The 11,908-nt window shown below is 50.4% G+C and carries 14 protein-coding genes and 1 other RNA gene; 13 read left to right on the top strand and 2 right to left on the bottom strand.

The window, feature by feature from the left end:
• The first annotated feature begins 20 nt into the window (after window positions 1-20).
• The 13 genes from HMPREF3139_RS03275 to murU all read left to right on the top strand — a co-directional run bounded on the left by HMPREF3139_RS03275 (window position 21) and on the right by murU (window position 9,661).
• Window positions 21-1,148 (top strand): polysaccharide export protein, encoded by a 1,128-nt coding sequence (locus HMPREF3139_RS03275; RefSeq protein ID WP_070460476.1) that lies wholly within the window; start codon window positions 21-23, stop codon window positions 1,146-1,148.
• A 171-nt stretch (window positions 1,149-1,319) separates the two neighbouring features.
• Window positions 1,320-1,769 carry a low molecular weight protein-tyrosine-phosphatase gene (locus HMPREF3139_RS03280; RefSeq protein ID WP_070460478.1) on the top strand — a complete coding sequence of 150 codons (450 nt, stop codon included), beginning with the start codon at window positions 1,320-1,322 and terminating at the stop codon, window positions 1,767-1,769.
• Window positions 1,770-1,795: 26 nt separating this feature from the next.
• Window positions 1,796-3,955 carry a polysaccharide biosynthesis tyrosine autokinase gene (locus tag HMPREF3139_RS03285; protein ID WP_070460479.1) on the top strand — a complete coding sequence of 720 codons (2,160 nt, stop codon included), beginning with the start codon at window positions 1,796-1,798 and terminating at the stop codon, window positions 3,953-3,955.
• Window positions 3,956-4,090: 135 nt separating this feature from the next.
• Window positions 4,091-5,080, top strand: a complete 990-nt coding sequence (locus HMPREF3139_RS03290; RefSeq protein WP_070460481.1) for an NAD(P)H-dependent glycerol-3-phosphate dehydrogenase — start codon at window positions 4,091-4,093, stop codon at window positions 5,078-5,080.
• 74 nt (window positions 5,081-5,154) lie between these two features.
• On the top strand, window positions 5,155-5,478 hold the full coding sequence (locus HMPREF3139_RS03295; protein ID WP_039864236.1) for a hypothetical protein: 324 nt from the start codon (window positions 5,155-5,157) through the stop codon (window positions 5,476-5,478).
• 11 nt (window positions 5,479-5,489) lie between these two features.
• The gene (gene zapA / locus HMPREF3139_RS03300) at window positions 5,490-5,786 is read left to right on the top strand and encodes a cell division protein ZapA (protein ID WP_070460483.1); all 297 of its coding nucleotides are present in this window, start codon (window positions 5,490-5,492) and stop codon (window positions 5,784-5,786) included.
• 14 nt (window positions 5,787-5,800) lie between these two features.
• Window positions 5,801-5,981: non-coding RNA, 6S RNA (gene ssrS / locus HMPREF3139_RS03305), on the top strand.
• A gap of 178 nt (window positions 5,982-6,159) precedes the next feature.
• Window positions 6,160-6,591 carry a 50S ribosomal protein L13 gene (rplM, locus tag HMPREF3139_RS03310; protein ID WP_003684605.1) on the top strand — a complete coding sequence of 144 codons (432 nt, stop codon included), beginning with the start codon at window positions 6,160-6,162 and terminating at the stop codon, window positions 6,589-6,591.
• A 12-nt stretch (window positions 6,592-6,603) separates the two neighbouring features.
• Window positions 6,604-6,996, top strand: coding sequence for a 30S ribosomal protein S9 (rpsI, locus tag HMPREF3139_RS03315; RefSeq protein ID WP_003681515.1), 393 nt, complete (start codon window positions 6,604-6,606; stop codon window positions 6,994-6,996).
• 84 nt (window positions 6,997-7,080) lie between these two features.
• Window positions 7,081-7,590, top strand: coding sequence for a protein disulfide oxidoreductase (locus HMPREF3139_RS03320; RefSeq protein ID WP_199900384.1), 510 nt, complete (start codon window positions 7,081-7,083; stop codon window positions 7,588-7,590).
• A gap of 340 nt (window positions 7,591-7,930) precedes the next feature.
• Window positions 7,931-8,368: a homoprotocatechuate degradation operon regulator HpaR gene (gene hpaR, locus HMPREF3139_RS03325; protein ID WP_003684610.1), complete on the top strand. Its 438-nt coding sequence runs from the start codon at window positions 7,931-7,933 to the stop codon at window positions 8,366-8,368.
• A 10-nt stretch (window positions 8,369-8,378) separates the two neighbouring features.
• Window positions 8,379-8,879, top strand: a complete 501-nt coding sequence (gene hpaC, locus HMPREF3139_RS03330; RefSeq protein WP_070460485.1) for a 4-hydroxyphenylacetate 3-monooxygenase, reductase component — start codon at window positions 8,379-8,381, stop codon at window positions 8,877-8,879.
• Window positions 8,880-8,965: 86 nt separating this feature from the next.
• Complete coding sequence (gene murU / locus HMPREF3139_RS03335; protein ID WP_070460487.1) at window positions 8,966-9,661, top strand: N-acetylmuramate alpha-1-phosphate uridylyltransferase MurU; 696 nt, start codon at window positions 8,966-8,968, stop codon at window positions 9,659-9,661.
• Window positions 9,662-9,754: 93 nt separating this feature from the next.
• Here murU and rarD read toward each other — a convergent pair whose 3' ends face one another.
• Both rarD and tsaD read right to left on the bottom strand, forming a co-directional pair.
• Window positions 9,755-10,657, bottom strand: a complete 903-nt coding sequence (rarD, locus tag HMPREF3139_RS03340; RefSeq protein ID WP_070460489.1) for an EamA family transporter RarD — start codon at window positions 10,655-10,657, stop codon at window positions 9,755-9,757.
• A 176-nt stretch (window positions 10,658-10,833) separates the two neighbouring features.
• Window positions 10,834-11,904 (bottom strand): tRNA (adenosine(37)-N6)-threonylcarbamoyltransferase complex transferase subunit TsaD, encoded by a 1,071-nt coding sequence (gene tsaD, locus HMPREF3139_RS03345; protein ID WP_070460491.1) that lies wholly within the window; start codon window positions 11,902-11,904, stop codon window positions 10,834-10,836.
• Between the last annotated feature and the right edge of the window lie 4 nt (window positions 11,905-11,908).

Genomic DNA, 11,908 nt, shown 5'->3' on the forward strand with positions numbered 1-11,908 from the left:
CATCCCGCAAGGACTACTACATGAAAAAAACGCTCTCCCTACTTGCTCTATTAGCACTGACTGCCTGTAACAGCACGACAATTATTCCTGGTTCAACCATCAAAACCAGAACCAAAACCATTGTTTACACCGATACCGACACCGCAGCCGATACCAACCTCGACAGCCGCGTTGCCGTTTACCCCATCACACCCAACCTGATTGAAAAAATGCGTAAGCCGCCTGTACTTTCCCAAAACAACCAAGGTTTGGAGCAAAGAAAAAGTGCTTACCGCTACCGCATCGGCAGCGGCGACGTCCTCAATATCATGGTTTGGGCCCACTCCGACCTCAACTCCCCTATCCAGCAAAGCAACCCGCAAACCAACCAAGTCAGCCGCGGTGCCTGGGTAGATGAGGGCGGCTACATCACTTACCCATTGGCAGGCAAAATTCAAGCCAAAGGCAAAACTTTGGACGAATTGCAAAATACCCTGACCAACCTTCTGAAACGCTACATCAAAAATCCTCAAGTAGCCATCAACGTTACCGAATTCCGTTCGCAACGTATTTCAGTATCCGGTGCCATCAGCCAAGCAGGTCAGCTGCCGATTACCAATATCCCGATGACCATTTTGGATGCCATCAACCAAGCAGGCGGCGTCACCCAAAGTGCCGACACCCAACACATCAAATGGACGCACAACGGCGTCGACCGCACCCTCTCCCTGCAAGACATGCTGCAATACGGCGATATGTCACAAAACCACCTCCTCAGCCATGGCGACATCGTTTACGTTCCTAACAGCAGCAACAACAAAATCTACATCATGGGAGAAGTCGGCAAACAAGCCACTCTGCCGATCGGCAATCACGGCCTCAACCTGACCCAAGCGCTTGGCGAAGTCGGCGGCATGAACCAAAACTATGCTGATGCAACCGGCGTATTCGTGATCCGCCGCGCACCAGAAGATGCGGCCAAACCTATCCACATCTATCAGCTCAACCTGAAAGATGCGACTTCTTACGCGCTGGGCAGCGAATTCAAACTGCGTTCGGAAGATACCGTTTACGTTACCGCCGCCCCGGTTACCCGTTGGAACCGCGTAATGTCACAAATTACCAACTCCATCAGCAACGTCAACACCCTCGACAATACATTTAAATAAACAGTGGTTCCTGCTGTCAGACCCTCGTTTGACAGCAGGATACAAAATTACGCACAATCCAAACCAATTACATAAACGGCATACAAAAGCCGTACACACCACATAAACGGAAAAGCAGTATCTTATAGTCTGACTCACGCTTTTTTCAGACCATAAACCGAAAACAATATCATGTACCACAACATACTCATCGTCTGCCTAGGCAACATCTGCCGCTCCCCTACAGCAGAGCGGATCATGCAGAAAAAACTACCCGGCCATCAAATCAGCAGCGCCGGCATAAAAGCACTGACAGGGAAGGATGCCGATTTCCAAGCCATTAAAACCGCACTCAAACACGGCGTTATCGTTGCAGGCCATACGGCACGCCAGCTGACCGCCCAAATGTGCGAACAGGCCGATTTGATTCTTGTGATGGAGCCCAGTCAAATCGATATGGTGGCCGACATCCATTCGCCGGCACGCAGCAAAACCATGCTGTTTGCCCAATGGTTGCCTAAAAAAACCGTACCTGACCCATACAAACAAAGCAGCGAAATGTTTGAAGCCGTTTTTGAACAGCTCAATGCTGCCGCAGACACTTGGAAAACCAAACTAAACGGAAAAACTCAACCGGTATAAAACCGGCATGAACAAGAAAGCAAGCAATGAAAAAAACGACCTACATACCTTACAGCGCAGACAACGACGACATCGACTTCGGCCAACAGCTGCGCGTAATTTGGACAAATAAATACAAAATCCTCGCTGCCCTGCTTGCAGGCGGCGTTCTTGGCGCGGCCTTCAGCTTGGCATCCACTCCGCAATACCGTGCCGATGCCATGCTGGAAATTGAAACGCGACAAAACCAAATCCTGACCGAAATCAACAGCATCTTCAACAACCAAACCACGCCGTCTGAAGCAGAAGTCGAGCTGGTTCAATCACGCTTGGTGCTGGGTAAAACCGTCGATGACCTTCAGCTTGACCAAGAAGTCAAAGCCAAATACACACCCGTTATCGGCAGCCTGATGCACAATATCAGCGGCGACCCCGATCCTAAATTGACCGTCGGCAGCTTTACCGTACAAGACGAATGGTTCAACAAAACCTTCACGCTGACCGCCAAAAGCAACAAGGCCTATACCCTTACCCTGCCTGACAAACGCGTCGTCGAAGGCAAGGTCGGCGTGCCTCTGAAAATCAACAATCACACCATCCTCAAAATCGATCAAATATTGGCCAATCCGGGTCAAGAATTTGCGTTGACCAAGTTCTCCCGCATCAGCGCCATCGAAAACATCCAAAACAAACTGGCGGTTATCAGCAAAGGTAAAACCAGCCCCATCATCAACCTTGCCTTTACCGGCACCGACCCTAAACGTACCAGCGTCATCCTCAACAGCATTGCCGACAACTACGTTGCGCAAAACCGTGAACGCGACGTCCAAGTTGCATCCAGCGGTTTGGCCTTCATCAGCGAAGAATTGCCACGCTTGAAAGAAACCTTGCAAGACGCTGAAAACAAACTCAATGCCTACCGCCAACAATCAGGCTCTCTCGACATTCCACTCGAGTCCAAAGGCGCATTGGAAAGCCTGACCGGCATCGAAACCCAAATTACCCTGCTCAAAACCGAAGAAGCAGGCTTAGCCGAGCTGTACACGCCGGAACACCCTTCCTATAAAGCCGTATTGGACAAACTTGCCGTTCTCGAGCGCGCTAAAAACAAAATCAATCAACAAATCGCCGAGTTGCCGAATACCCAACAAGAAGTTATCCGCCTGACCCGCGACGTAGAAACCAACCAGGCTACCTACGTCCAACTGTTGAGCAAACAACAAGAACTCAACATCATGAAAGCCAGCGCGCAAGGTAATGTCCGCATCGTCGATTATGCCTATGTCCCTGAAAACCCCGTTGCACCGCGTAAAGCCGTAATCACGTTCCTGAGCGCACTTGCCGCAGGCTCATTGACCGCTTTGTGGCTGATGATTCGCAACCGCATGAAAAACGGCATTACTTCATCTGCAGAAATCGAAAACCTCAATTTGGAAGTCGTCGCTCTTGTTCCGCACTCCAAAACCCAGCAAAAACGCGACTTCTTCAAAAGCAAATTCAAGAAAACCGGTGGCCGTTCCAACTATCTGCTGGCCAGTGAAGACCGCGCTGATACTGCCGTCGAAGCCATCCGCTCCCTGCGCACCAATATCTACTTCTCCATGCTGGACGCGCCTAACAACATCCTCATGATTACCGGTGCCGCGCCTGAAGCAGGTAAATCCTTTATCTCCGCCAACCTCGCCACCGTAATGGCGCAGTCAGGCAAACGCGTTCTGCTTATCGATACCGATATGCGCAAAGGCTACCTCGATCGACTCTTCGGCCTTACCCCCGAGTTCGGCTTGTCTGACATCCTCAACGGCAAAGCGGCTCCGGCCAAAGCCGTACAAGAGACCGGCATTGAAAACCTCCACCTCATCAGCAGCGGCAGCTATCCTAGCAATCCGTCCGAGCTTTTGATGGACAAACGTTTCAACGAGTTGCTCGCCCACGCGCGCCAACGCTACGATTACGTCATCTTGGACACGCCGCCCGTATTGGCCGTGACCGACGCCGTCATCATCGGCCAACATGCAGGCACCGTCCTGATGATCAGCCGTTATGCGCACACGCGTGTACGAGAGCTTGAGGCCAGCGTCGAACGCCTCAAACAAAACCACATCAACATCAAAGGTGTCGTCCTCAACGGCATGAAGCGCGAAGCCAACAACAGCTACGACTACTACGCCTACGATGCCTACCATTCCGGTAACAATAAATCATAAACCGAAGCAGGCCGTCTGAACTTTCAGACGGCCTAAGGCTTTTTAAACGGCACAAAAAATTTTTCACAAACGCCGCCCTTGCACCCCAAAGCCGTTTGTTTTAAAGTAAGCCCCGTTCCCATATGGAAGAGAAACATGAAAATTACCGTCATCGGCGCAGGTTCGTGGGGTACAGCTCTCGCGTTGCACTTTGCGCACCACAACAATGAAGTTGCACTTTGGACACGCAATCCCGACCAAATCCGCACCCTGCAAGCAGATCGCGAAAACAAACGCGGCCTGCCCGGCTTCCCTTTCCCTGAGTCCCTGACCGCTCATGCCGATTTGGGAGAAGCGCTGAAAGACAGCCAACTTGCCCTGATCGTCACCTCCGTAGCCGGACTCAGAAGCAGCGCCGAGCTGCTCAAACAGCATAACGCCGCCGATATTCCCGTTCTCGCCGCCTGCAAAGGTTTTGAACAAGATACCGGCCTTTTGACTTTCCAAGTACTGAAAGAAGTCCTGCCTAACAATAAAAAAATCGGCGTTCTCTCAGGACCGAGCTTTGCCCAAGAACTTGCAGCACAACTACCTTGCGCCGTCGTGCTTGCTTCCGAAAACAAAGACTGGGTGGAAGAAACCACTGCCCAACTGAACACCAACGTAATGCGCCTGTACGGCAGCACCGACGTCATCGGCGTCGCTGTGGGCGGTGCCGTTAAAAACGTCATGGCAATTGCCACCGGCCTTTCAGACGGCCTCGAATACGGCCTCAATGCACGCGCAGCCTTAGTAACACGCGGCCTTGCCGAAATCACCCGCCTTGCCATCGCCATGGGCGCACAACCTAAAACCATGATGGGCTTGGCAGGCATCGGCGACCTTATCCTAACCTGTACCGGCGCACTCTCGCGCAACCGCCGCGTCGGCCTCGGCCTCGCAGAAGGCAAAGAGTTGCATCAAGTGCTTGTTGAAATCGGCCACGTTTCCGAAGGCGTCAGCACCATTGAAGAAGTCTTCAACACCGCTGCCAAATACCAAATCGATATGCCCATCACTCAAACCCTGCTGCAACTCATCCGCAAAGAAATGACCCCGCAGCAAGTCGTTGAACGACTGATGGAACGAAGCGCGCGCTTCGAATAAACGGTCGCGCCGTCTGCCATTCAGACGGCCTGACGCACAATATGGCGGCCATCAGGCCGTCTGAAGGGAAACACATGAACCAATCACTGAACAATCTGGAAATCAACGTTTACCAACTTGTCCAAAAATTTGAAACGCTGGTTTCAGAAAACCGCCGTCTCAACGAAGAAATCGACAGACTCAAACTCGAGCAAGAGCAACAAAAACACCAACACGACGCTGCCATTGACGAACTTAGTGAAGCCTTGCTGGTTCAAGTCGGCAAACTCAAAGAAGACCTGCAAAGCAAAATTGACAACCTGACTGCCGAAAAAGAAAACTACCGCAACGCGCTGGCCCAAAGTGCAGACCAAATCCGCAGCCTCATTGCCCGATTGCCCCAAGAAACACAACAATAAAAGGATGCCTCGTGAGTATCGAACAAGTCAATCTCGACATCATGAATGTCAACTTCACCATCAACACGCCGAGTGAAGAAAAAGCCACCCTCCTGCAAGCCGTTGAAATGCTAAACAAAAAAAGCGATGCGATTAAAGAAAGCGGCCGCATCGTCGGCACGGACAAAATCGTCGTCATGGCAGCCCTCAACGTTGTACACGACCTCTTGAAAGCCACCCTCAACGACGATTTGGCAATCGGTGAATTTGAGCGTAGAATAACCGACATGAACAACGCGTGCCAAAAAGCACTGGCGCGCTTGGAGTAAAACTGATTTTCCCCTTTTCCCTGCGGTGTTCGCGAAGGCATACATTCCTTTGAACCAATACGTTCGCTTTAGGTTGCCGGGAGCTGTAGTGGGCGCGAGCGTCCGTTTATCGGACGCACCCGAAACTACCCGAGGTGACCGCCTTGTCAGCAAGGTTCAAGCGGATTCAGCCTAAACGGCACTCGTGGGGATTCCCTAAAAAAGCCATACCGACAGGTGTGGCTTTTCCCTTTCCAAGTAAAGACTTTCGTAAAGATTTCCGGCCGTCTGAAAAAACCGCATATTCATGCATCAAACACGTTCGATTAAGATTGACAAAAACCAATCTCCTCTTTAAAATCCATAACTTTCTATATATATCTGGATTCCAACCATGAAAACCTTCTCTGCAAAACCCCACGAGGTGAAGCGCGAATGGTTCGTCATTGACGCAGAAGACAAAGTTCTGGGTCGTGTCGCAGCCGAAGTCGCACACCGTCTGCGCGGCAAACACAAACCCGAATACACCCCTCACGTTGATACCGGCGACTACATCATCGTCATCAACGCAGACAAACTGCGCGTGACCGGTGCTAAATTCGAAGACAAAAAATACTTCCGTCACTCTGGTTTCCCAGGCGGCATCTACGAGCGTACTTTCCGTGAAATGCAAGAGCAATTCCCTGGCCGCGCTTTGGAACAAGCCGTAAAAGGCATGTTGCCTAAAGGTCCTCTGGGCTACGCCATGATCAAAAAACTGAAAGTGTACGCCGGCGCCGAACACGGCCACGCTGCACAACAACCTAAAGTTTTGGAACTGAAATAATAAGGACACGACATGAACGGTAAATACTACTACGGCACAGGCCGCCGCAAAAGTTCAGTGGCTCGTGTATTCTTGACTAAAGGTACCGGCCAAATCATCGTAAACGGCCGCCCCGTTGACGAATTTTTCGCACGTGAAACCAGCCGCATGGTTGTACGTCAACCTCTGGTTTTGACTGAAAATGCCGAATCTTTCGACATCAAAGTTAACGTAACCGGTGGTGGCGAAACTGGTCAATCCGGCGCCATCCGTCACGGCATCACCCGTGCACTGATCGACTTCGATGCAGCTCTGAAACCAGCCCTGTCTCAAGCAGGCTTCGTTACTCGCGATGCTCGTGAAGTTGAACGTAAAAAACCTGGTTTGCGCAAAGCACGTCGCGCAAAACAATTCTCCAAACGTTAATACGTTTTCAGAATCGAATCAAAAAGCCTTGCTTTGCAAGGCTTTTTTCATTTATCAAACAATAATCCAATATCCCCGCAATATATGATGAAAACCCTGCTCCACTACGCCAAATCATTGCTTCAGGCTGTGATTCTCTTCATCTTCTTATCCCTGATTGTCGACTGGGTGCGCAAGCCTGACCAACCTTTGCAGTCGGCAGCACAAACACTGACTTTAACCAATGGTCAAACCACTTCCCTCCAATCCTTCAGCCAAAATCGGGTTGCCGTCGTTTATTTTTGGGGCAGCTGGTGTCGTATTTGTTCATACACATCATCAACCATAGAAAAACTGCACCAAGACAATATCCCAACATTGGGCGTAGCCTTGCGCTCCGGAAGTGACGCGGACATTGCCCACCATATGCAACAAAACAATCTATCCTTTCCAAACTTCAACGATTCAGACGGCCTGATGGCTCAAAAATGGAACATAGCCGTCACACCAACCATTATCATATTAAAAGATGGCAAAATGATTCATCACACATCCGGACTTTCCAGTTATATCGGATTAAAAATCAGAATTTACTTGGCAAATATCTTCAGCTAAATTCATTGAAAATCCACTAAAAATAGAAAATCTAAAGAATAATTTCACCTGAATATATTCAAACAATTCAATTTCATAAATAAATAAACTATCTCTTTCCCAATAACATATCATTTTGTTGAGATTATAAAGAAAATAGACTAAGATATAACCATAAGAACAATTGGAAACATTATTATCAAAACAAACTGTTAGAGATTCTCATCTAATATCGTGGCAGTGATGCTTTTGTTCCCATAGACCCGGCTGCCGATGGCAGCCTTAAAACAGCAATATTCACCTTTATCAATCTACCTCACGCTTCAACGGTTTGATTTTTGATAACACCGGAGACTTAGTAATGCCCAACCAATCTAAACATGCATCTATCAATATCGGTCTGATTCAGGCACGGGAAGCATTGATGACCCAATTCCGCCCTATTCTGAACCAAGCCAATATTACTGACCAGCAATGGCGTATCATCCGGCTCTTAGCGGAAAACGGCACACTCGACTTTCAAGATTTGGCCAATCAGGCCTGCATCCTTCGCCCCAGCCTGACCGGCATTCTGACTCGCCTGGAAAAAGCAGGTTTGGCCGTTCGCCTGAAGCCTTCCAACGACCAACGCCGTGTTTATCTGAAACTAACGCCCGAAGGTGAGAAACTCTATGAATCCATCGGTGCATTGGTTGACGAACGCTACGATGCGATTGAAAAAGTTCTGTCCAAAGAAAAAATGGCACAACTCAAAGAACTCTTGGCAGAGCTGGCAAAAATCGAGCAGGCATTAAAATAAAGAAAGCCGGATGACAGACTCAACACACACACTCAAGAGACCATTTCGAGATGCCATGGCCTCCTGTGCCGCCGGCGTACACATTATCACGACAGACGGCGAAACGGGACGCTATGGCATTACTATGACTGCCGTAACTGCCGTTACCGACGAGCCGCCGACGGTCATGCTGTGCATCAACCGCCAATCCGCCATCATTCCCATCCTGCAAGGCAACCGTGACTTGTGCATCAACACGCTCAACGACAGCCAACAGGATGTTGCTGAACACTTTGCCGGACTGACCGACCTCTCGCCCGAAGAACGCTTCGAATACCATATTTGGCACAGGGGACAAACCGGACAGCTTGAAGTCGAAGGTGCGCTGGCGCACCTGCACGGCAGCATTGTCGATCAACGCGAAATCGGCACGCATTACGTCTTTTTCGTTCAGCTCAACGAAATCCGCAATACCGACACGCAGGCACCGGCATTGCTGTATTTTCGTAGGCAATTCAAATCTTTGGCATAAATAAAGGTCTCAGGCCGTCTGAAAAATGAAACCGATGTTTCAGACGGCCTGAGACTTTTTCTGTTTCACACATTATAGGCACACCCATGAAAGCAATGATATTGGCCGCCGGTCGCGGCGAACGCATGCGCCCGCTGACCGACCACACGCCCAAACCCTTACTCGAAGTAGCAGGCACGCCGCTTATCGGCTGGCACTTGCGCCGCCTGCAACAAGCCGGTTTCACTGAAATCGTCATCAACCATGCCTGGCTTGGCCAACAAATCGAAGATACCTTGAAAGACGGTTCGGACTACGGCGTACGCATTGCCTATTCTCCAGAACTCGCCGGAGGCCTGGAAACCGCCGGTGGCATTGCCACCGCCCTGCCTCTTTTGGGCGACGAGCCGTTTTTGGTCGTCAATGGCGATGTGTTGACTGACATTGATTTCCAAGCTGCACGACTGGCTGCCCAGCGTATGCAGGAACACAACCTTCTCTCCCATTTATGGCTGGTGGACAATCCACCCCACCATCCCGAAGGCGACTTCGGCCTGCTTTCAGACGGCCTGGTATCCGCCTCATCTGCAGACGGCCAAGCCCTGACTTTCAGCGGCGTGGGCGTTTATCATCCCGCACTTTTCAAAGATACCCCGGCGCATCAGGCTGCCAAACTTGCCCCTCTGTTGCGTCAAGCCATGAGCCAAAGCCAAATCAGCGGCGAACACCACAACGGCCTTTGGTTGGACGTCGGCACAGTCGAACGCCTGCAAGAAGCCGACCGTGTCGCCCAAAGCTGGTAAAACAAAAGGGGCGTATCCGATACGTCCCTTTCAATATCAAAGGCCGTCTGAAAATATTGACCAACTCAGTTTTCAGACGGCCTTAATCTATCATCAAGCTTTAGCCAATTTCTTTTCTTTCTTCATTCCCAACAAGCCATTGACAATCATCACGCACAATCCCGACCAAATCAGGCCATAGCCGATCAATGCGCCTTTTTGCACCGGCTCACCCAGCCATACAATCGACACAATAAAAAGCAATACAGGCTCCAAATAGCTCAACATGCCGAACACCGCAACCTGCAACAACTGACTCGCCTTCAAATTCAAATGCATAGATATTGCGCTATTGAAGCCTAGCAACACAATAAAGAAAATTAAAACCGGTTTGGCCGCAATCATCGCCGGCGTATCCGTTGCAAATATAATATACGCCAACGCAAATGGCGTAATCATCATCAAATCAAAAGTCAGACCGATTAAAGAAGGCACACCCAGTTTTCGGCGTGGCAGATAATAAAACGGATAGGTGCCGAACACCCATACAGTCGTCCACGAAAACGCACCCGACCGTACCAATTCACATGCCACGCCTGCACACGCCAACGCAACGGCAACCGTCTGCAATCGGTTTAAACGCTCTTTAAACCAAATCCGTCCACCCAGCATCATCGCCAAAGGAAACAGGAAATAACCCATGGCGATGTTTACCCCTTCCCCGTTGACCGGCCCCCAGACAAACAGCCACAACTGGCTGGCAAATATCGGCGTCGGCAATACAATCAATAGCCACCGCTTCCAATCGCGGCCGATATTGCTCGCAAACCGCGCCGCCGCCCGCCAACCGTTGACCATCGTCATCAGCACGCATAAAGCCGACAACATCGCCACCATACGCCACGCGAAAATTTCTGTGCCACTCATCGGCTGCATCCATACGCCGTACAGAAACAGCATGGCAAACAACAAATTGGACGCTATCGCAGCCAGCAAACCTTTGGATAAATTCGTCATTTCAGACGGCCTTTTGCAATCAATCAAAGTTAATATTGTAGAAAAAACGGATGAAAAAATTACTCATCTTTTTGAATGAAGTTTTACCGCAAACATCCGTTTCATTAAAGGCCGTCTGAAAACCATATCTTCAGGTTTTCAGACGGCCTTTCATTGCATCGAAGCAGTCTAATACATCAGCCCTGCTTCACAATATCCGACAGCGGCCAGCGCGGCTTAACATTGAATGCACTGACAGCCTGACGCTCGGCAAGACGCATCGCGCCGGCAAAGGCAATCATTGCGCCGTTGTCGGTACAGTATGCCATCGGCGGAAAATAAACATTGATTTTTTCTTCCTGCGGTTTGGGTTTGCCTTTTTCAGACGGCACTTTGACGGTTAAGCGCGAAAATTCATCACGCAGTTTCCAGTTTGCACCCACGCCGCCGGCAACCACCAAAGTTCTGAAGCCGGTATCCAACAACGCTTTTTTGGCTTTGGCCGCCAATACGTCAACCACTGCATCTTGGAAGGCGCGGCAAATATCGTTGCGTGTTTGTTCCGGAATTTCATCGCTGCCGGTTTCGGCGCGGACTTTTTCGACAGCGGTCAAAACGGCTGTTTTCAAACCGGAAAAGCTCATCTGCAAATCGTGCGAATGGAGCATGGGGCGTGGGAATGTGAAAGCATCAGGCGTGCCGAGTTTGGCCAGCTCGGATAATTTGGCACCGCCGGGATAAGGCAGGCCCAAGAGCTTGGCCGTTTTATCAAATGCCTCGCCTGTCGCATCATCCACACTCTCGCCCAGCAAGGTGTAATCACCGATACCGCGTACAGCCATAAATTGCGTATGTCCGCCCGACACCAGCAAAGCGACAAATGGAAATTCAGGCTTATCGTCTGCCAACAAGGGCGAGAGCAAATGGCCTTCAAGATGGTGGACAGGGATAATGGGCTTGCCGATGGCAAATGCCAAAGCGTTGGCGAAGCCTGAACCGGCCAGTAATGCGCCACCCAAGCCCGGACCTTGCGTAAAGGCAACCGCGTCAATATCGGCATAGCCTACGCCTGCTTCCTTCAAGCAACCTTGCGTCAACGGCACAACACGGCGGATATGGTCGCGGCTGGCCAATTCGGGGACAACTCCGCCGTATTCGGCGTGCATCGCCATTTGTGTGTGCAAATGATGCGCCAACAGGCCGCGCTCGGTATCGTAGAGCGCAACGCCGGTTTCGTCGCAAGATGATTCAATTCCTAATACCAACATGGTT

It is taken from the genome of Neisseria sp. HMSC15G01 (assembly GCF_001808255.1).
Lineage (GTDB): Bacteria > Pseudomonadota > Gammaproteobacteria > Burkholderiales > Neisseriaceae > Neisseria > Neisseria subflava_A.